Origin of the sequence: Streptomyces sp. NPDC048277 (assembly GCF_040652235.1) — a bacterium.
In the GTDB taxonomy this organism is placed as follows: Bacteria; Actinomycetota; Actinomycetes; order Streptomycetales; family Streptomycetaceae; genus Streptomyces.
In genome coordinates, this window is sequence record NZ_JBEZLQ010000004.1 from 479,566 (window position 1) to 499,987 (window position 20,422).

A 20,422-nucleotide genomic window follows, 5' to 3' on the forward strand; every position below is an offset into this window, starting at 1 on the left:
GGTCAGGGTTATCGCCGTGTTCACGTTCGCGACACCCACGGCGGGCGTACTAGGGCCAACTTGTTCAGACAAGTTCCACCCTCGTGCGTACTCCTGGAGAGACCGTGACCGTGTCCCTGCCGAGAACCGCCGTCCTCGGCGGCTCCCTCGCCGTCGTTGCCGCGCTCGCCCTGAGCGCCTGCGGCGCCGCTCCCGACAACGCGTCGTCCACCACCTCCGGCGGCAAGAGCGCCGCCACCGCCACCTCCGCCGCGGACCTCGGCGGCATGGACAAGCTGATCGCCGCCGCCAAGAAGGAGGGCACGCTGCACATCATCGCCGTGCCCCGTGACTGGGCGAACTACGGCGCCATCATCGACGGCTTCAAGAAGAAGTACGGCATCAAGATCGAGGACGAGAGCCCCGACGGCTCCAGCCAGGACGAGATCAACGCCGTGACCTCGCGCAAGGGCCAGGACCGGGCGCCGGACGTCCTGGACCTCGGTTCGTCGTTCGCGCTCAGCGCGGCCCAGCAGGGGCTGCTCGCGCCGTACAAGGTGACCTCGTACGCCGACATCGCCACCGGCCAGAAGGACCCGCAGGCCCGCTGGTACAACGACTACGGCGGCTACATCTCCATCGGCTGCGACGCCAAGCGCGTCAAGACCTGCCCGACCACCTTCGCCGACCTGCTCAAGCCGCAGTACAAGGGCCAGGTCGCCCTCAACGGCAACCCGACCAAGTCCGGTTCGGCCTTCGGGGGCGTGTACGCGGCCGCGCTCGCCAACAAGGGCTCCTTCGACGACATCCAGCCCGGCCTGGACTTCTTCGCCAAGCTGAAGAAGAACGGCAACTACACGCCCGTCGAGTCCACCCCGGCCACCGTCGAGAAGGGCGAGACGCCCATCTCCATCGACTGGGACTACCTGAACGCCGGGTACGCCGACGAGTTCAAGTCCAAGGGCGTCGACTGGAAGGTGTCCATCCCGAGCGACGGCCAGTACGCCCAGTACTACTCCCAGGCCATCAACAAGGACGCCCCGCACCCGGCGGCCGCCCGCCTGTGGCAGGAGTACCTGTACAGCACCGAGGGCCAGAACCTGTGGCTCAAGGGCTACGCCCGCCCGGTCCTGATGTCCTCGATGGAGACGGCCGGCACGCTCGACAAGACCGCCGCCGCCAAGCTCCCCGCGGTCACCGGTACGCCGACCTTCCCGACCGAGGCCCAGCAGGAAAAGGCCAAGACGGTCCTCTCGTCCGGTTGGTCGAAGGCCGTCTCCGGATGACGACCACGCTCACGCGGGCCGACGTGGTGTCCGCCGCTTCCCAGAAGCGGCGGCGCCGCGCCCCCGGCTGGCTCGCCGTCGTCCCGCTGCTGGCCTTCACGGCCGTCGCCTTCGGGCTGCCGGCCGTGGCCATGCTGAACGGCGCCTTCACGGTCAAGGACCCGACCAGCGGGGTGAGTTCGTACACCGCGAGCAATCTCAGCGACTCGCTCCAGGGGCCGTACCTCACCGCCCTCGTCGGCAGCGTGAAGCTGTCCGCGCTCTCCGCCCTCATCGCCGCCGTCCTCGGTCTGCCGCTCGCGCAGGCCGTCGTCAGCTCGCGCTCCCGGGCGCTGCGCGAGGCCGTGCTCACCGCCTCCGGTGTGCTCGCCAACTTCGGCGGTGTGCCGCTGGCGTTCGCGTTCGTGGCGACCCTCGGCAACGCCGGTGTGCTCACCACGCACCTCGGGCTCGCGGACCACGGCTGGGACCTGTACAGCTTCTGGGGGCTCGTGCTCGTCTACCTGTACTTCCTGATCCCGCTGATGGTCCTCACCATCACCCCGGCCCTGGACGGACTGCGCTCCCAGTGGCGGGAGGCCGCGCTCAACAACGGCGCCACCGGCGTGCAGTACTGGCGGTTCGTGGCGCTGCCCGTGCTCGCGCCCTCGCTGCTCGGCGGACTCGTGCTGCTCTTCGGCAGCGCCTTCGCCGCCTACGCCACCGCCGCCGCGATGGTCGGCAGCGCGGTCCCGCTGGTCACCCTCCAGATCGCCGACGCCCTCTCCGGCAACGTCCTGGTCGGCCAGGAGAACGTGGCCCTCGCCCTGAGCCTGGACATGGTGCTGGTGGCGGGCCTGGTGATGGCCGTGTACCTGCCCCTGCAACGACGGAGCGCCCGATGGCTCGACGCCTGACCCCCTGGCGCTGGGCCGTCCTCGGCCTGGCCGCCCTCTACTTCCTCGTCCCGCTGGGCGCCTCCGTCCTCTTCACGGTGGACGTGCCCGGCCAGGGCGTCACCTTCGACGCCTACACCCAGATCGTCTCCGCCGACGGCTTCGTCTCCAGCCTGTTGCTCTCGCTGGAGCTGGCCCTCGCCACCATCGCCGTCGTGCTGCTGCTGATGGTGCCCGCCGTGGTGGCCCTGCGGCTCAGCGCGCCCAGGCTGCGGCCGGTCGTCGAGATCGTCTGCTCGCTGCCGCTGGTGGTGCCGCCGATCGCGTTCGTGGCCGGCATCGTCACCGTGCTGAAGTGGGGCCCCGACTATTTGTCCCGGACCCCGCTGTTCGAGACGTTCGTCGCCGTCCAGAACCCGACCTTCCCGGTCGTGCTCGTCCTCGCCTACGTCGTGATGGCACTGCCCTTCGTCTACCGCGCGCTGGACGCCGGACTGCGCGCGATCGACGTGCGCACCCTCGTCGAGGCCGCCCGCAGCTGCGGCGCCTCGTGGCCGCAGGCCCTGGTCCGGGCCGTCCTGCCCAATCTGCGCGGGGCGCTGCTCAACGCGTCCTTCCTCACCCTGGCGCTGGTGCTCGGTGAGTTCACCGTCGCCCGGCTGCTGGGCTACCAGCCCTTCGCCGTGTGGATCTACAACGTCGGCGGCTCGCAGGCCCAGATGTCCGTCGCCGTGTCCGTGCTCAGTCTCCTGGTGACCTGGGCCCTGCTCCTCGCGCTCGCCGGTGCCGGCGGCCGCGACCGAACCGCTTCCTCCCGGGGATGAACCATGAGTGTCAGCACGCCCGAGAAGGCCGTTGAAAAGGCCGCCACCGTCGAATTCCGCGCACTGCGACGGGAGTTCGGCACCACCGTCGCCCTCGACGGACTCGACCTGACCGTCCGGCCGGGGGAGTTCCTGGCGCTGCTCGGCCCGTCCGGCTGCGGCAAGACCACCGCGCTGCGCATGCTCGCCGGGTTCGAACACCCAGACTCCGGCGCGGTGCTGGTGGACGGCGAGGACGTCACCCACGTCCCGGCGCACCGCCGTGACGCCGGGATGGTCTTCCAGTCGTACAGCCTCTTCCCGCATCTGAACGCCGTCGACAACGTGGCGTTCGGGCTGCGGATGCGCAAGGTGCGGACCGGTGAACGCCGGGCGCGGGCCGCCGAGTTGCTGGAGCTGGTCGGGCTCGGCGACAAGGGGGAGCGGTTTCCGCACCAGCTCTCCGGCGGCCAGCAGCAGCGCATCGCGCTCGCCCGCGCCCTCGCCCTGCGGCCCCGCGTGCTGCTGCTCGACGAGCCGCTGTCCGCGCTGGACGCCAAGGTGCGGCTGTCGCTCCGCGAGGAGATCCGCCGGCTCCAGCAGGAACTCGGCATCACCACCCTGTTCGTGACGCACGATCAGGAGGAGGCGCTGTCCGTCGCCGACCGGGTCGCCGTGATGCGCGCCGGGCAGCTCGAACAGTGCGCGGAACCCGCCGAGTTGTACGGCCGTCCGGCCACCGCCTTCGTCGCCGAGTTCGTCGGCACGATGAGCCGGATCCCGGGGACGGTCAAGGACGGCTCGGTCGAGGTGCTCGGGCAGCGGCTGCCCATCGACGGGCAGGCGCCGGGCGCCGCCGAGGTCGACGTCCTGGTGCGGCCCGAGGCGGTCCAGGTGCGCGGGGACGGGACCGGTACGGCCACCGTCGTCGCCACCGCCTTCCTGGGCGCGGTCGTCCGGGTCACCGTACGGCTCGCCGACGGCACCGAGGCCAAGGCCGACCTGCCCGCCCACGACGCCGCCGAACTGGGCGCCGGATCCGCCGTGAGCGTGTCGCTGCCCGAGCGGCCCGTGCTGGTGGCCGACCGTACGCAGCAGTGAGGAAACCCCTTCCGAAGTGAGGAACGACAACAACGTGACCCCCCACCCACGACTCCCCCTCCAGGCCGTCCTGTTCGACATGGACGGAACGCTCGTCGACACCGAGCGACTGTGGTGGGAGGCGGTGGAACAGATCGCCGGACGCCCGCTCACCGAGGCGGACGAGCCGGAGGTGCTCGGCCGTCCGGTGGAGCACACCGCCGAGTGGCTGGCGGCCGCCACCGGCGGGTCGGCCGCCGGCCTCGCGGCCGTGCTGCACCGGGAGTTCGCGGACCGCGTCCGCACCGGCATCGTGCCCCGCCCCGGCGCCCTCGACCTGCTGGACGCGCTGGCCGCGGCCGATGTCCCCACCGCCCTGGTCACCGCGTCCCCACGCGCGGTCGCCGACCTCGTGCTCGACGCCCTCGGGGCCGGCCGGTTCGCCGTCTCCGTCACCGCCGACGACACCGGGCGCACCAAACCCGCCCCCGATCCCTACCTCGCCGCCTGCCGCGCCCTCGGTGTGGAACCCGGGGCCTGTGTCGCCGTCGAGGACACCGAGACCGGGGTCGCCTCCGCCGAGGCGGCCGGCTGCGCCGTGCTGGCCGTACCCTCGCTGGCACCGATCGGCAGCGCCCCCGGCCGGACCGTCCGGGACACCCTCGTCGGGGTCACTCCGAAGGAGCTGAGCGCGATGGCCGTACCGGAACTGCGGGTCATGTCCTGGAACCTGTGGCTCGGCGGCAGCCGGATCGACGACCACCGCGCCAAGCAGGTCAAGGCGATCCTCGACGCGGGCGCGGACGTCGTCGGCCTCCAGGAGACCGCCGGGACCAGCGCCCGGGAACTCGCCGAGGCCCTCGGCTGGCACCACCACGCGGCCGGCGAGAACCTCGGGATCATCAGCCGGTACCCGATCACCGCCCGCCTCGGCGACCCGGACGTCGGTTTCTACGGAGCCGGCGGGGTGCGGATCGCCGTACGCCCCGGACGCGAGGTCGACATCTGGACGGCGCATCTGCACTACACGCCGTACGGGCCCTACGAGTTCCACTTCGACGGGCTCGCGGCCGCCGGGCTGATCGCCCACGAGGAGGTCCGGCTCGGGCAGATGGGGGAGGCGCTGCGATGGATCGGGGACGGTGAAGTGCCGGTGGTGCTGACAGGGGACTTCAACTGCCCCTCGCACCTGGACTGGCCGGAGGTCGCATGGCCGGTGACGAGAGCGGCGGAGGAGGCGGGGTTCCGGGACTCCTACCGGGAGGCGCACCCGGACCCGGCCGCCGCGCCCGGGCACACCTGGTCGCCGATCCATCCCGTCCACGAGGACGGCAGCGGGCGGCCCGAGCCGCAGGACCGGATCGACTACGTGCTGCACAGGGGGCTGCGCGTGGTCGACTCCCGGACCCACGTCAGCGGAACTCCGGCGCCCTGGCCCGAGGTTGCGGACAACGACTGGCCCTCCGACCACGCGGCCGTCGTGACAACGTTCGCCATGGTGCCCCAGCCACCGATTACCTGAGGTAACCATTGTGGTCGGGGTGGGGATCCCGTAGGTTGTGCGGGCTCCTTACTGACTGGTAACACCGGCAGGTAATCCATGCGCTGGCCCCTCGGCCGTCCCACCACCGTCCGTGCGCGGATCGTGGCGCTCGCGCTCGCCCCGGTCGTCGCGCTGACGGTGCTGTGGAGCTTCGCCATGGTGTCCGTCACCGCCGAACTGCGCGCGCTGATCCGGCTCCAGGGGGTGTACGACGACTTCGGCACCCCCGTCGACACGGCCGTCGGGCAGATCCAGATCGAACGGCGGCTGTCGGCGGCCTATCTGGGCGCCCGGCTCGACACGGCGGCCGCCGCCGACCTGCTCGCGCAGCAGCGGCGCACCGACCGGGCGGTGGACGCCATGCGGGACGCGATCCAGCACGGTGACCGCGGCCGGCTCAGCGACCGGCAGCGCGAGACGCTGGACGCGATGGTGACCGCCACCGGCAAGCTGGAGAAACTGCGCGAACGGGTGCTGTCCCGGGAGACCTCCTGGGACAGCGCGGTCGCCGACTACAGCGCCCTCGTCGAGCCCGGCTTCGACGTCGAGTCCACCCTCACCGCCCTCCAGGCCGGGCAACTGGCCCGTGAGTCGCAGGTCGTCATCGAACTGGTGCGGGTACGGGAGTTCGTCTCACGTGAGGACGCCCTGGTCGCCGGGGCGCGGGCCGCCGGACGGCTCACCGACCGGCAGTACGACACCCTCACCGCGACGATCGAGGACCGACGCGTCTTCGAGCGGACCTATGTCCCCGACCTGCCGTCGGACTCACGGGCACTGTTCGAGGATTTCCAGCGCGGGCAGCTGTACCGGTCGCTGGTGAGCGGCGAGGACGCGCTGTTGCGGGCGGGTGCGGACCGGGCCGGTGCGGCCGTTGCCGCGGACACCTGGCGGTCGACCACCGACCGGGCCGTGAAGCAGTACATGCTGCTGTGCACCAGGTCGGCGGAGAACTCCGGCGCGCGCGGACGGGCCTTCGCCTACCGGGAGTTGACCAAGGCGGCCGTCGTCGGCGTGGCCGGGCTGGCCGCGGTCGGCCTCTCGCTGTGGTTCGCCTGGCGCGGGGCACGCCGTATCTCGCGCCGCCTGGAAACCCTGCGGGACGCGGCCGACCTGCTGACCGCACGCCAACTGCCCTCCCTGGTGGAGCGGTTGAGTGCCGGTGAGCACGTCGACGCGGTCACCGAGGCGCCACCGCTGGCCGCCGGGGAGGCCGGGGACGACGAGATCGGGGACGTCGGCCGGTCGTTCAACCGGGCGCGGCTCGCCGCCGTCGAGGCCGCGGTCACCCAGGCCACCCTCCGCAGAGGCCTGTTCGCGGTCCTCCTCAACATCGCGCGCCGCAACCAGGCCCTCGTCCACCGCCAGCTGAAACTGGTGGACACCCTGGAGCGGCGCACCGACGACCCGGTGATCCTGGGCGAGCTGTTCCGTATCGACCATCTGACCACCCGGATGCGGCGGCACGCCGAGAGCCTGATCATCCTCTCCGGTTCGACCCCCGGCCGGCGCTGGCGGCGGCCCGTGCCGCTCGCCGACGTGGTGTCCTCGGCCGTCGGCGAGATCGAGGACTACCCGCGGGTCGTGGTGCCGCCGATGCCCGAGGTCGGGGTCGCGGCGGACGCGGTCGCCGACGTCGTGCACCTGGTCGCGGAACTGCTGGAGAACGCCACGGTGTTCTCGCCGCCGCACACCCAGGTCACCCTGCGCACCGCCGCGGTGGGCCAGGGCTTCGCCCTGGAGATCGACGACCGGGGCCTCGGCCTCGACGCCGACCAGCTCACCGAGGCCCACCGCACCCTCACCGACCCCGACGCCTTCGACCCGACCCGCCACGACCGGCTCGGCCTGTACGTCGTGGGCCGGCTGGCCGCCCGGCACGGCATCGAGGTGACCCTGCGGCCGTCGCCGTACGGCGGGACGACGGCCGTGGTGCTGCTGCCGGGGTCGGTGCTGGCGGAGGTGGAGCCGGAGAGCGGCCGCCGGGGCGGCGAGCGGGGACGGCAGGCGTCCGCGGAGGAACCCGGGCGTCTGCCGACGCGTGTGGAGAGCCGCCCCGAATCGGCGGTCGGCGTCCTGCCGCCCCACGGCGGTAGGACGGTCACCGGGGAGGCCTCGGCACCCGGCGGACCGGGCGCGTCGGCACCGGCCGGCTCGGCCGGGGGCCATGCCACGGGCCCCCGGCCGGGCCTGACCGAGGCCCCCATTCCCGGCACGGCCCCGCCCCCGGCCCTGCCCACCCGCGTCCGCCAGACCTCCCTCGCCCCTGAGCTGCGCACGGAGCCGGTTCGCGGCGAGGCGCGTGACCTGGACGCCGACGAGATGCGGGCGGTCTTCGGTGCCTTCCAACGAGGCCTGGACCGGGGCCGCAGGGGAGTGCCGACCGGGCCGGAGAAGCCGGACCACACCGAGGAAGGGACGCGCGCCGACGATGCCCACTGACCACCAGCCCCAGCCACCAGACCCGACCCCGGCCTCGCCGTCGGCCCCCGGCTCGGCCTCGGCGTCCATCTCCGCCTCCGCTTCTGCCCCCGGTCCGCAGGCCCCCGTCGACCCAGGGCCCGGTGGCCGGCCCGGTAGTGATCTCGGGTGGCTCCTCGATGATCTCGTCGCCCGGACCGATCATGTCCGGCAGGCCGTGCTGCTCACCGCCGACGGGCTTGCGCTCAGCAACTCGGACGGCATGCGGCGGCGCGACATCGAGCATCTCGCGGCCGTCTGCTCCGGCTTCCACAGCCTGGCCCGCTCCGCGGGCGACCGGTTCGGCGCGGGGGAGGTGCGGCAGACCATGGTGATGCTCGACGACGCCTACCTCTTCGTCACCCCCGCCGGGCACGGCAGCCGGCTCGCCGTCCTCAGCGACGTCCGCACCGATGTCGGCCAGCTGGCCCACGAGATGGCCCTGCTCGTCCGCAGGCTCGGCAGCCACCTGGACGCGGCCACCCGCTCGGCCCCCTGACACCGCGGTGAGCGACGAGCACTGGTACGAGGACGAGACCGGCTCGCTGGTCCGCCCCTACACCGTGACCCGGGGCCGTACCGAGCCGTCCGGACGGCACACCATCGATCTGATGTCCCAGGTCACGGCCCTGGACACGGACCCGGCCCAGCCGGATGTCGACCATGCCCGCGCCGCCCTGCTCGCCCTCGTGCGGCGCGGCGCCCGCCCGGTCGTCGAGCTCGCCGCGGACGCCGACCTGCCGCTCACCGTCGTACGCGTCCTGCTCGGCGATCTCGCCGAGGCCGGCCTGGTCCGCATCGACCGGCCGCGCCGGCTGGAGCCGACCGGACCCGCCGCCGACCCCGAGCTGCTGAAGGAGATCGTGGAGCGGCTGCGGGAGCTCTGACCGCGTGCAACGAATCGCCGCCCGACCTCCGTATCACGCAACGAACCGCTCACCGGCACGCAACGGCTCCTTCTTGTCGGGCCCGGCCCGCCGACCGTACGGTCTAAATGGCCCCAGACCCCCTCCGTACCGGTGAGGACCCCGCATGCGCACCGCCCTGCTCCAGAACTCCGGCCGCCCCGGCTCCACCGTCGAGAACCTCAAGGTGCTCGACGAGGCCGCCGGCCGTGCCGCCGCCGCGGGCGCCGCACTGCTCCTCGCCCCGGAGATGTTCCTGACCGGCTACGCGATCGGCGACGACATCGCCCGCCTCGCCGAGCCCGCCGACGGCGACAGCGCGGACGCGATCGCGGAGCTGGCCCATCGCCACGGCCTGGCGATCACCTACGGCTACCCGGAGCGCGACGGCGACACCGTCCACAACTCCGCCCAGCTGATCTCCGCCGACGGCACCCGGCTCGCGAACTACCGCAAGTCCCACCTCTTCGGCGGCTTCGAGCAGGACCACTTCACCGCGGGCGACCAGCCGGTCGTCCAGGCCGAGCTGAACGGCCTCACCGTCGGGATCATGATCTGCTACGACGTCGAGTTCCCGGAGCCCGTCCGCGCCCACGCCCTGGCCGGCACCGACCTGCTCCTCGTCCCGACGGCGAACATGCACCCGTTCGAGCTCGTCGCCGAGTCCCTGGTCCCGGTACGGGCCTGGGAGAACCAGATGTACGTGGCCTACGCCAACCGGATCGGCCAGGAAGGCGAGTTCGAGTTCTTCGGCCTCTCCACACTGGCCGGCCCCGACGGGGTCGCCCGCGCCCGCGCCGGCCGCGGTGAGGAACTCGTCCTCGCCGACGTCGACCCCGCCCTCCTCGCCGCCTCCCGCGAGGCGAACCCGTATCTGAAGGACCGCCGCCCCGGTCTCTACGGGTCCCTGGCCTGATCCCTCCCCTCCCCGCTGTTCCTCACGCATGCCGCAAGGAGTCCGTACCCCATGACGTCCACCGTGCCCAACGCCGTCGAGCACGCAGACGAGCAGCAGCCGCCGATCACCATGTTCGGCCCGGACTTCCCGTACGCCTACGACGACTTCCTCGCCCACCCGGCGGGCCTCGGCCAGATCCCGGCCGGCGAGCACGGCACCGAGGTCGCGGTGATCGGCGGCGGCCTGTCCGGCATCGTGGCCGCCTACGAGCTGATGAAGATGGGCCTGAAGCCGGTCGTCTACGAGGCCGACGAGATCGGCGGACGGCTGCGCACCGTCGGCTTCGAGGGCTGCGACCCCTCGCTCACCGCCGAGATGGGCGCGATGCGCTTCCCGCCCTCCTCCACCGCGCTCCAGCACTACATCGACCTGGTGGGCCTCGAGACCCGCCCGTTCCCCAACCCCCTCGCGGAGGTGACCCCTTCGACCGTCGTCGACCTCAAGGGCGAGTCGCACTACGCCGAGACGGTCGACGACCTGCCGCAGGTCTACCGCGATGTCGCCGCCGCCTGGAACAAGTGCCTCGAAGACGGCGCCGACTTCTCCGACATGAACCGCGCCATGCGCGAGCGGGACGTGCCGCGCATCCGTGAGATCTGGGCGAAGCTCGTCGAGAAGCTCGACAACCAGACCTTCTACGGCTTCCTCTGCGACTCCGAGGCCTTCCGGTCCTTCCGGCACCGCGAGATCTTCGGCCAGGTCGGCTTCGGCACGGGCGGCTGGGACACCGACTTCCCCAACTCCATCCTGGAGATCCTGCGGGTCGTCTACACCGAGGCCGACGACCACCACCGCGGCATCGTCGGCGGCAGCCAGCAGCTCCCGGTCCGGCTCTGGGAACGCGAGCCGGAGAAGATCGTGCACTGGGCGTACGGCACCTCGCTGAAGTCCCTGCACACCGACGGGAGTCCGCGCCCCGCCGTGACCCGGCTGCACCGCACCACCGGCAACCGGATCACGGTGACGGACGCGGCCGGTGACATCCGGACGTACCGGGCGGCCGTCTTCACCGCCCAGTCCTGGATGCTCCTCTCGAAGATCGCCTGCGACGACTCGCTCTTCCCGATCGACCACTGGACCGCGATCGAGCGCACCCACTACATGGAGTCCTCGAAGCTGTTCGTGCCCGTCGACCGGCCCTTCTGGCTGGACAAGGACGAGCAGACGGGCCGGGACGTCATGTCGATGACGCTCACCGACCGTATGACGCGCGGGACTTACCTCCTCGACGACGGACCGGACAGGCCGGCCGTCATCTGCCTCTCCTACACCTGGTGCGACGACAGCCTGAAGTGGCTCCCGCTGTCCGCGAACGAGCGGATGGAGGTCATGCTGAAGTCGCTCCGCGAGATCTATCCCAAGGTCGACATCAGGAAGCACGTCATCGGCAACCCGGTGACCGTGTCCTGGGAGAACGAGCCCTACTTCATGGGCGCGTTCAAGGCCAACCTGCCCGGCCACTACCGCTACCAGCGGCGCCTGTTCACGCACTTCATGCAGGACCGGCTGCCCGCGGACAAGCGGGGCATCTTCCTCGCCGGCGACGACATCTCCTGGACGGCGGGCTGGGCCGAGGGCGCCGTCCAGACCGCGCTGAACGCGGTCTGGGGCGTCATGCACCACTTCGGAGGCGAGACCGACACGGCCAACCCCGGTCCGGGCGACGTCTACGAGGAGATCGCGCCGGTCGAACTGCCGGAGGACTAGACCCCGGCCGCCCGCGCCTTCTCGTACACCTCGGCGGCGACGTCCTTGAGTTCCCGGGCGTCCCGCGGGGTGCTCTGGAGGTCGATCAGGATCTCCTCCAGGCCGACCGCCGCATGGGCCACCAGGTCCTCGACGATCTGGTCGACGCTGCCCTGGAACGGCTGGCGGTCGGCGCCGTCGTGGGCCTTGGCCGTGTACAGGGCGTTGACCCGCAGGACTGTCTGGATCGGTTCCTCGCGGCCTCGGTCGGCCGCCAGGTCCCGCAGCTCCTGCCACTGTGCCGCGAGCTGCTCGACGCCCATGCCCACCGGCAGCCAGCCGTCCGCGTGGTCGACCAGCCGGCGCAGGGCCTTCCCGGTGTTCGCGGCCAGCAGGATCGGGATCGGCCGCGCCGGCTTGGGGCCGACCACCGCGGAGGCGATCTTCGTGAGCCGCCCGTCGTAGCGCACGGGGTCGGGGCCCCACACCGCACGGAACACGTCGATGGTCTCGTCGAGCACCTTGCCGCGCTCCTCGAACGGACGTACACCGGAGGCCGCGTACTCGTCGAGCGACCAGCCGGTGCCCAGGCCCGCGATCACCCGGCCGCCGCTCGCCGCGTCCAGCGAGGCCAGCGCCTTGGCCAGTTGGAAGGGGACGTGCAGCGGTGCCACCAGCACGCTGCTGCCGAGCCGGGCCCGCTCGGTGGCCGCGGCGGCGAGTGTGAGGGTGACCAGCGGGTCCGCCACGTTGCGGTACACGTCGGGGACGTCCGTGCCGAGGGACTACCGCCGCATCTGGGGAAGACTGAGACCGAGCCGAGTCGTCATACCGGTGCTCCTATGCAGTCGGGTGCGTCCGTCAACGTGAGGCGATCACACGGGGATTCCGATGCGGCGCGTGTGCCGATCGGATCAGGCCACCTCAGTCGCGCAGCGGAGTGAGCAGCATGCGGCCCGCGAAGCCGACCGCCGCGTCCAGCCGCTCGGTGAACTCCTCGACGAGGTCGTCGAACCGGCGCAGTGCCCACAGCGCCCGCGCCGCCGACCAGGTCGCGTCCCGGGCCCGCTCCAGGCTCCAGGAGCCCAGCAGATGGGTCAGCGGATCGGCGATCTGGAGCAGGTCGGGCCCCGGCATCAGGTCCTCGCGGATGCGCTCCTCCAGCGAGCCGAGGAGTTCGCCCACGCGGTCGAACTCGTCCTCCAGGTCGGCCGGTTCGCAGCCGAGCGTACGACAGGCGTCCACCACGGCCAGCGCCAGGTCGTGCCCGATGTGCGCGTTGATACCCGCGAGCGCGAACTGCAGCGGCCGTACGCCGGGATGGCGGCGGAACTGGAACAGCGGGCGCCAGCAGGCCGGCGGACGGTGGTCGTCCGCCTCCGCCTCGACGGCGGCCAGGTACCGCTCCGCGAACCGCACGTCCAGGGTCGCCGCGGCCCTCGGATCGGTGAACCGGCCCGCGTCCAGGCGCCGTTCGACCTCCTCCGTGACGGCGAGGTAGACACGGTTGAAGACCGCGATCCCGTCCCGCTCGGGCAGGGCCGCGTCGAGGGCGCGCATCCGGGAGACGACGGTGTCGACCGGAGCGGTGAGGTGTTGCGACTGCGCCATGGGGGAAGGGTCCCAGCCCTTGGCCGACGCGCGTGCCGACGGGCCCGGCGCTTCCCCGGAACGGGGGAACGTACCCGTCGTGCGCGAGGGGGGAGTACAGCGTGGCCGGTTTGCACGCCCGACGGCGGGGCGACGGGAAGCGGGCGGTCATGCTGGCCGTCGCCTCGGTCGTGGCCGCCGTCGGGACCGTGACCGGGATGCTCTCGGCCCTCGGCGAGGAGGGCGGCGGCGGGGCCGCGGGAAAGGCCCGGCCCGTGGTGACGTACGGGGCGACATCGACTCCGCGGGTCCTCGCACCGTCCGGCTCCGTGACGCCCGCCCGATCGCGGGCACCGTCCCCGGCGAGGACCGCGGTGAGCCCGGCTCCCACCCTGGACGGGCAGCGGTCGCCCCTTCTCTACCGCCACCCCGGCTCCCAGGCCGCCGACTGGGTCCGCGCCCACCCGGACGATCCGCGCGCCGCCGTCATCGGGAACCGCATCGCCGACCGGCCGGCCGCCGTGTGGTTCGCCGACTTCGCACCGGCGGCCATCACCTCGCGGGTCCGCGCGGTCACCTCGGCCGCCGCCGCGCAGGACCGGGTCCCGGTGCTGGTGCCGTACGTGATCCCGGACCGGGACTGCGGCGGGGCCTCGCACGGCGGGGCGCCGGATCTCACCGCGTACGACGGCTGGATCGACGCCTTCGCACGGGGGCTGGGCTCCGGCGAGGTGATCGTGGTCCTGGAGCCGGACTCGGTCGCCCAGTCCGGCTGTCTCTCCGCGGCCGGCCGCGCCCGGCGGTTCGCCTCGCTGGCCCGCGCGGGCCGGGTACTGAAGTCGGCGAACCCGAGGGCGCGCGTCTACTACGACGCCGGTCACTCCGGCTGGAACCCGCCGGCCCGGCAGGCGGCCCTGCTGAAGCAGGCCGGAGCCGCGTCCGCCTTCTCCGACGGCGTCTTCAGCAACGTCTCCAACTTCCAGACCACGCGGGACGAGATCGCCTACGACCGCCAGGTCCTCGGCGCCCTCGGCGGTCCGGCCTCCCTCGGCGCGGTCATCGACACCAGCCGCAACGGCAACGGCGCCCCGGCGAACGGCGCCTGGTGCGATCCGGCGGGGCGGCGCATCGGCCGGGCCCCGACCCTGGACACCGGCCGGGCGCGGATCGACGCCTATCTGTGGGTCAAGCTGCCGGGGGAGTCCGACGGCTGCAAGGGCAGGGCCGGGACGTTCACCCCGTCGTACGCCTACGACTTGGTGTCGTCGTAGGAGCTGGTGCCCTCGTCCAGCAGTGGTTCCTGCGACTTGAGGTGGGCCGGGGCCATGGCACGCAGGGCGTGGTAGCCGGTGATGACGACCAGCGTGCCGAGCGCGATGCCGCTGAGGGAGAAGGTGTCGGAGAACTTCATGCTGACGTTGCCGACGCCGATGATGATGCCCGCGGCCGCCGGGACCAGGTTCAGCGGGTTGCGCAGATCGACCTTGCCGTGCAGCCAGATCTGGGCGCCGAGCAGGCCGATCATGCCGTAGAGGATGACCGTGATGCCGCCGAGGACCCCGCCCGGGATCGCGGCCACGATCGCGCCGAACTTGGGGCAGACACCGAAGAGCAGCGCGAAGCCGGCGGCGGCCCAGTAGGCGGCGGTGGAGTAGACGCGGGTCGCGGCCATCACGCCGATGTTCTCGGAGTAGGTGGTGTTGGGCGGGCCGCCCACGGCGGTGGACAGCATGGAGGCGACGCCGTCGGCCGAGATGGCCGTACCGAGCTTGTCGTCGAGCGGGTCGCCGGTCATCTCGCCGACCGCCTTGACGTGTCCGGTGTTCTCGGCGACCAGGGCGATGACGACGGGGAGCGCGACGAGGATCGCCGACCACTGGAAGGACGGGCCGTGGAAGGACGGCAGGCCGATCCAGTCGGCCTTGCCGACACCGGAGAGGTCCAGGCGCCAGTGGTCGGTGACCTTGCCGCTCGGGCCCATGGAGTGGATCTTGCCGAAGATCCGGTCGAAGGCCCACGAGACGGCGTACCCGAAGACCAGCCCGAGGAAGATCGCGACACGTGACCAGAAACCACGCAGACAGACGACGGCCAGACCGGTGAACGCCATCACCAGCAGGGCCGTCCACTGGTCCTGCGGCCAGTAGGTGGCGGCGGTGACGGGCGCGAGGTTGAAGCCGATCAGCATCACGACCGCGCCGGTGACGATCGGCGGCATCGCGGCGTGGATGATCCGGGCGCCGAAGCGCTGGACGGCGAGGCCCACCAGGAAGAGCGCGACCCCGACCACGAAGATCGCGCCGGTGACGGTGGCACTGCTGCCGCCCTGCGCGCGGATGACGGCGGCCACGCCGACGAACGACAGCGAACAGCCCAGGTAGCTGGGCACCCGGCCCCGGGTCGCGAGCAGGAAGATCACGGTCGCGACACCCGACATCATGATCGCCAGGTTGGGGTTCAGACCCATCAGCACCGGGGCGACGAAGGACGCGCCGAACATGGCGACCACGTGCTGGGCGCCCAGGCCCACCGTGCGGGGCCAGGAGAGCCGCTCGTCGGGGCGTACCACCGCTCCGGGCGCGGGCGTGCGCCCGTCGCCGTGCAGTTTCCAGCGGACGCCGAGATCCATGGTGGGGCTTCGCTTTCCTCGTACGTGAAATCGGTCCGAACCATTGTCACGGCTACCTCGCGGTCCTACGCTCGCACGGTCCTACTCATGAACTGAGTTCACGTATCTGATTGATGACTCACGTCTGATCGGAGTGCTCGATGAGTGGAAGATCCCGCGCGGCCGTCGTCCTGACGGCCCTGGCGGCCATCGGGGCCGTCCTCGTCCCCTCCGCCCATGCGACGGCCGGGGTCCCCAAGGCGCCGGACACCGCCGTCCTCGACGGCACCCGCCTCCAGCGGACCAGGGCCGAACTCGACCACGGCGACCCCCGACTCCGCCGCGCTGTCCAGGACCTGACGACCCGCGCCGACGCCTGGCTGGACCAGGGCCCCTGGACGGTGGTCGACAAGCCGAAGCCCGCCCCCGGCGGTGACGTCCACGACTACCTGAGCCAGGCCCCCTACTGGTGGCCCACCACCACACCCACCGCGGACAACCCCTGGGGCTGCCCCTACGTCCAGCGCGACGGACAGCGCAATCCCGAGGTCGACAGCGGCACCGACCGCCAGGACGTGGAGAAGGTCTTCGACTCGACGTACGACCTCTCCCTGGCCTGGTACTACACGGGCAGGCGGGAGTACGCCGAGAAGGCCGGGCAGGTCCTGCGCACCTGGTTCCTGGACCCGGCGACCCGGATGAACCCCAACCTGAACCACGCCCAGTTCATCCCGTGCAAGTACGACGGCCGGTCCATCGGCATCATCGACTTCTCCCAGTCGTACACGAGCGTGGTCGACGCGCTGGCGATCCTCGGCACCGGGGCGCCCGGCTGGAGCGCCGGGGACCGTGCCGGGATGCGCGGCTGGAACAGCGACTTCCTCGACTGGCTGAAGGACAGCGCCTTCGGCAAGGAGGAGGGCGCCGCCGCCAACAACCACGGCACCTTCTACGACATGCAGCTCGCCGCCCTCGCCTACGCGACCGGCGACAAGGCGCTGGCGAAGAAGACCGTGCTGGACGCGCGGGCCAGGCGGATCGACCCGCAGATCGCCGCCGACGGGAGCCAGCCGCAGGAGCTGGCCCGGACCAGGAGCTGGCACTACTCCACCTTCGACCTGGTCGCCTACACCCGGCTCGCGGCCATCGGCCGGCATGTCGGGGTGGACCTCTGGGCCTACCGGGGGCCGGACGGACAGAGCCTGTCCAAGGCCGTCGACTACCTGCTGCCCGCGGCCACCGGGGCCGCCGCCTGGGCGTATCCGGAGCTGGAGTTCCACCGCTACGCGGCGGCCGACGTCGTCCACGCGGCGGCCGACTCGGGCGACCGGGCGGCCCGGCGGGCGGTACGACTGCTTCAGGCCCCGCCCGGCGGCGACCTCTGGACGCTGCGGCCGGCCGCCGAGCAGCTGGACTCGATCGCCGGCTGAGGGCACCCACGGAGGGGCTCCTGAGCGCTCGCTTAGGATGGTGGCGTACCCGATGCTCAGGAGCCCCACCCGTGACCGCCGAAGCCGTGCCCGCCCCCGCCCTCTCCTACGGCCGACTGCTGCCCGTGAGCGTCCACTTCGACGACCTTGACGCGCTCGGGATGCTGCACAACGCCCGCTACCCGCTGCTCGTCGAGCGGGCCTGGACCGAGCTGTGGCAGGAGCACGGCGTCCGCTTCGACGGCGACTGGGCCACCGCCGGGGACGCCTGCAACGTGGTCAGGGACCTGCGGATCGGCTACGAGGCCCCGGTCACCAGGTCGGGCACCTACGCGGTCCACCTCTGGCTGGAACGGCTCGGCACCACCGGCCTGACCTACGGCTTCCGGTTCTGCTCGCGGGACGGCGCGCTGACCTACGCGCAGGGCACCCGGGTCCTGGTCCGGCTGGACGCGGCCACCCTGCGCCCCGCGCCGTGGAGCGAGCGTTTCAGGGCCGTGGGTCGGGAACTGCTGCGGCCTGCGGGCTGACCTCCGCCCGGCGCCCCCGCTCCCCGGCGCGCAGTACGCCGGCGAACGCCACCAGACCCAGCGCCAACGCCGTGACCAGGCAGAACGACACCACCAGGCTGGTCGCCTGGGCCACCCCGCCGATCAGGCTGGGCGCGATCAGGCCCGAGGTGTAGGTGATCGTCGCCACGCCCGCGATCGCCTGACTGGGGTTCGGCCCGGCGTGCCCCGCCGCCGCGAAGCACAGCGGCACGACGACCGCGATACCGAGCCCCATCAGCCCGAACCCGGTCATCGCCACGGCCGGATTCCCGGCGAGCACGACCAGCAGACCGCCGAACGCGGCCAGCACGCCCCCGGCCCGCACGGTACGGACCGCGCCGAACCGGTTCACCACCGCGTCCCCGCTGATCCGGGCCACCGCCATGGCCAGCATGAACCCCGTGGTGGTGGCCGCCGCGAGCCCGGCCGAACTGTCCATCCGGTCCCGCAGGAACACCGCCGACCAGTCCAGGCTCGCGCCCTCCGCGAACACCGCGCAGAAGCCCACCGTGCCGATCAGCAGCGCCGACCGGGGCGGCAGCGTGAACCGCGGCGGCGGCTCCTCGTCCTCGCCTGGCTGTACGTCCAGGACCCAGCCGGCGGCCAGCACGCCGAGCACGGTGAGGACGGCCGCCGCCAGGGCGAAGTGCACGCGCGCGTCCGTGCCCAGATGCGCGGCGAGGGTGCCCGCCGCCGAGCCGACCAGGGTGCCCGCGCTCCACATGCCGTGCAGCCCCGACATGATCGACCTGTCCAGCAGCCGCTCGATCTCCACGCCGAGCGCGTTCATCACCACGTCCGCCATGCCCGCGCTCGCGCCGTACACGAACATCGCCAGGCACAGCGTGTAGAGGTTCGGCGCGAGGGACGGCAGGACCAGCGCCAGCGTCCACATCGCGATCAGCCCGCGCAGCGCCGTACGGCTGCCGAAGCGGTGGCTGATCCGGCCCGCGAGCGGCATCGAGCACGAGGCGCCGAACGCGGTGAACGCGAGCGCGAAGCCGAGCTGCCCCGCACCCAGGCCGGCGTGCTCCTGGATCCACGGCACGCGGGTCGCGAACGAGCCGGTGACGGCGCCGTGCACGGTGAACACGGCCGCGACGGCATACCGCGCGCGCCTCACGTCGTGCTGCCCGTGCCCCACGTCTTTCATGGTCCTGCCCCTCCCCGGTGGGTGCCGCCCCGCTGTCCGCCGTAAACTATCAGGGACCCTGCCTGATAGATAGATGGATATGTGGCCGTCCCGGCCCGCGCCGATCTGGGAGGATGCCCGCCATGCCCGCATCACCGAGCACCGCCCGGGCCATCAACGACCGGCTCGCCCTGGGCCTGCTCCAGGAGGAAGGCCCGCTGACGGCCGGGCAGTTGAAACAGCTGACCGGACTGTCCCGGCCGACCGTCGCCGACCTGGTCGAACGGCTCGCCGAAGCTGGTCTGATCGCGGTGGTCGGCGAGTCCGGGGAGCAGCGCCGGGGGCCGAACGCCCGGCTGTACGGCATCGTCGCCGACCGCGCGTATCTGGCCGCCCTCGACGTGCGCACCGAGAGCGTCTCGGTGCTGGTGTCCGACCTGGTGGGGAAGGCGCTGGCCGAAGGGTCGGTGCCGGTCGGGCCGGAGGCCGGGACGACGGGGGCCGTCGAGCAGGCGGTGGGGCTGGTGGAGCGGGCGCTGAAGGAGGCGGAGGCTCCCGGCGGGGGGCGGTTGCACACCGTCGGCATCGGGGCGCCCGGGCTCATCGACCCGGGCACCGGCGAACTCCGCGACTCGGCGGGCCTGCCCGCCTGGCACCGCCGGCTGGTCGCCGCCCTCCAGGAACGCTTCCCGCAGGCCCGGGTCAGCGTCGAGAACGAGACCAACCTGGCCGCCCTCGCCGAGCAGCGGGAGGGCGTCGCGCGGGACCGGGACACCTTCGTCCTGCTCTGGCTGGGCCACAGCTGCGGTGCCGCCGTCGTCCTCGACGGCCGCCTGCGCCGGGGCGCCTCCGGCGGCACGGGCGAGATCGGCTTCCTGCCGGTACCGGGGACGCGCGCGCTGCCGTCGGCGACGGACTGCTCGGGCGGCTACCACTCCCTGGTGGGTTCGGCGGCGATCACTGAACTGGCGGCGGGGTACGGGATGTTGGGGGAGGGGGCGTGGGTGGTGAAGGAGGCGGTACGACTAGCGCCCCAAAGGGGCGCGGGGAACTGCGCGACCAGCCACAACGCACCCGCCCCCGATCGACCACCCGCCACCCACCCTTTCCTCGACGCTCTCGCCGACCGCATCGCCCTGGGCGTAGCCGCCGTTGTATCGGTCCTGGACCCCGGCTGCGTGGTCCTCGGCGGCGAGATCGGCGCGGCCGGCGGCGCGGTACTCGCCGCCCGGGTCGAGGAACGGCTGCGCCGGATGTCACCGCTGGCCACGGAGGTGCGGGCGAGCGGCCTGGGCGGCGCGGCCGTCCTGCGGGGCGCCCTGCTGACCGCACGGGAACGGGCCCAGGAGGAGCTGTTCGCACCTCCGGACCACGTGTAACGACCCGGCGACGGGCAAGGGCCGTCGTCACCGTCACCGGGCCCATCCGCACCCTAAAAGGACTAGACCAGTAGGGTCAATAGATGTGGGTCAAAGTCAAGATCCCTGGTCCGGAGCCCAGTTGCGCACATGACGGGCTGTCAGGGAAGTCCAGTGA

Annotated in this window: 17 protein-coding genes and 1 pseudogene; 14 read left to right on the top strand and 4 right to left on the bottom strand. The window is 72.3% G+C overall.

Translation table 11 applies throughout. From position 1 onward, the window contains the following. The first annotated feature begins 104 nt into the window (after positions 1-104). From AB0D85_RS12515 to AB0D85_RS12560, 10 genes are all read left to right on the top strand, one after another. Positions 105-1,265, top strand: a complete 1,161-nt coding sequence (locus AB0D85_RS12515) for an extracellular solute-binding protein (protein ID WP_362317746.1) — start codon at positions 105-107, stop codon at positions 1,263-1,265. Continuing rightward, complete coding sequence (locus tag AB0D85_RS12520; protein WP_362317749.1) at positions 1,262-2,161, top strand: ABC transporter permease; 900 nt, start codon at positions 1,262-1,264, stop codon at positions 2,159-2,161. The genes AB0D85_RS12515 and AB0D85_RS12520 overlap by 4 nt, the downstream gene beginning before the upstream one ends. Then, positions 2,146-2,964: an ABC transporter permease subunit gene (locus AB0D85_RS12525; RefSeq protein ID WP_362317752.1), complete on the top strand. Its 819-nt coding sequence runs from the start codon at positions 2,146-2,148 to the stop codon at positions 2,962-2,964. Before AB0D85_RS12520 ends, AB0D85_RS12525 begins: the two co-directional genes overlap by 16 nt. Before the next feature lie 3 nt (positions 2,965-2,967). Further along, entirely contained in the window at positions 2,968-4,044 is a 1,077-nt protein-coding gene (locus AB0D85_RS12530; RefSeq protein WP_362317755.1) for an ABC transporter ATP-binding protein, read from the top strand. Between the two features lie 34 nt (positions 4,045-4,078). Then, positions 4,079-5,545 carry an HAD-IA family hydrolase gene (locus AB0D85_RS12535; protein ID WP_362317758.1) on the top strand — a complete coding sequence of 489 codons (1,467 nt, stop codon included), beginning with the start codon at positions 4,079-4,081 and terminating at the stop codon, positions 5,543-5,545. A 78-nt stretch (positions 5,546-5,623) separates the two neighbouring features. Continuing rightward, the gene (locus AB0D85_RS12540; protein ID WP_362317761.1) at positions 5,624-8,008 is read left to right on the top strand and encodes a nitrate- and nitrite sensing domain-containing protein; all 2,385 of its coding nucleotides are present in this window, start codon (positions 5,624-5,626) and stop codon (positions 8,006-8,008) included. Next, on the top strand, positions 7,998-8,525 hold the full coding sequence (locus tag AB0D85_RS12545) for a roadblock/LC7 domain-containing protein (RefSeq protein WP_362317764.1): 528 nt from the start codon (positions 7,998-8,000) through the stop codon (positions 8,523-8,525). The genes AB0D85_RS12540 and AB0D85_RS12545 overlap by 11 nt, the downstream gene beginning before the upstream one ends. Positions 8,526-8,532: 7 nt before the next feature. Continuing rightward, a complete protein-coding gene (locus AB0D85_RS12550; protein WP_362317766.1) occupies positions 8,533-8,913 on the top strand; it encodes a DUF742 domain-containing protein in 381 nt (126 codons plus the stop codon). A gap of 145 nt (positions 8,914-9,058) precedes the next feature. Next, positions 9,059-9,847 (top strand): carbon-nitrogen hydrolase family protein, encoded by a 789-nt coding sequence (locus AB0D85_RS12555; protein ID WP_362317769.1) that lies wholly within the window; start codon positions 9,059-9,061, stop codon positions 9,845-9,847. A 51-nt stretch (positions 9,848-9,898) separates the two neighbouring features. After that, positions 9,899-11,596: an NAD(P)/FAD-dependent oxidoreductase gene (locus AB0D85_RS12560; protein ID WP_362317771.1), complete on the top strand. Its 1,698-nt coding sequence runs from the start codon at positions 9,899-9,901 to the stop codon at positions 11,594-11,596. Here the strand turns inward: AB0D85_RS12560 and AB0D85_RS12565 are convergent. After that, positions 11,593-12,405 (bottom strand): annotated as a pseudogene (locus AB0D85_RS12565) (LLM class F420-dependent oxidoreductase). The gene AB0D85_RS12560 and the pseudogene AB0D85_RS12565 sit on opposite strands and share 4 nt — an antisense overlap. Before the next feature lie 94 nt (positions 12,406-12,499). Then, entirely contained in the window at positions 12,500-13,186 is a 687-nt protein-coding gene (locus tag AB0D85_RS12570) for a DUF5995 family protein (RefSeq protein ID WP_362317774.1), read from the bottom strand. A 149-nt stretch (positions 13,187-13,335) separates the two neighbouring features. On the opposite strand from AB0D85_RS12570, the gene AB0D85_RS12575 reads away from it, so the two are divergent. Next, a complete protein-coding gene (locus tag AB0D85_RS12575; RefSeq protein ID WP_362318014.1) occupies positions 13,336-14,436 on the top strand; it encodes a glycoside hydrolase family 6 protein in 1,101 nt (366 codons plus the stop codon). Here AB0D85_RS12575 and AB0D85_RS12580 read toward each other — a convergent pair. Further along, positions 14,415-15,794, bottom strand: coding sequence for a solute carrier family 23 protein (locus AB0D85_RS12580; RefSeq protein WP_362317777.1), 1,380 nt, complete (start codon positions 15,792-15,794; stop codon positions 14,415-14,417). The genes AB0D85_RS12575 and AB0D85_RS12580 overlap by 22 nt on opposite strands. Positions 15,795-15,934: 140 nt before the next feature. Here AB0D85_RS12580 and AB0D85_RS12585 point away from each other — a divergent pair, with 140 nt between their 5' ends. After that, on the top strand, positions 15,935-17,203 hold the full coding sequence (locus tag AB0D85_RS12585; protein ID WP_362317780.1) for an alginate lyase family protein: 1,269 nt from the start codon (positions 15,935-15,937) through the stop codon (positions 17,201-17,203). A 71-nt stretch (positions 17,204-17,274) separates the two neighbouring features. Then, positions 17,275-17,733: a thioesterase family protein gene (locus tag AB0D85_RS12590; RefSeq protein WP_362317783.1), complete on the top strand. Its 459-nt coding sequence runs from the start codon at positions 17,275-17,277 to the stop codon at positions 17,731-17,733. Here the strand turns inward: AB0D85_RS12590 and AB0D85_RS12595 are convergent. Next, positions 17,693-18,907, bottom strand: a complete 1,215-nt coding sequence (locus AB0D85_RS12595) for an MFS transporter (protein WP_362317786.1) — start codon at positions 18,905-18,907, stop codon at positions 17,693-17,695. The two genes, AB0D85_RS12590 and AB0D85_RS12595, sit on opposite strands and share 41 nt — an antisense overlap. Before the next feature lie 122 nt (positions 18,908-19,029). Here AB0D85_RS12595 and AB0D85_RS12600 point away from each other — a divergent pair, with 122 nt between their 5' ends. Next, positions 19,030-20,265, top strand: a complete 1,236-nt coding sequence (locus AB0D85_RS12600) for an ROK family transcriptional regulator (RefSeq protein ID WP_362317789.1) — start codon at positions 19,030-19,032, stop codon at positions 20,263-20,265. Positions 20,266-20,422: the final 157 nt, after the last annotated feature.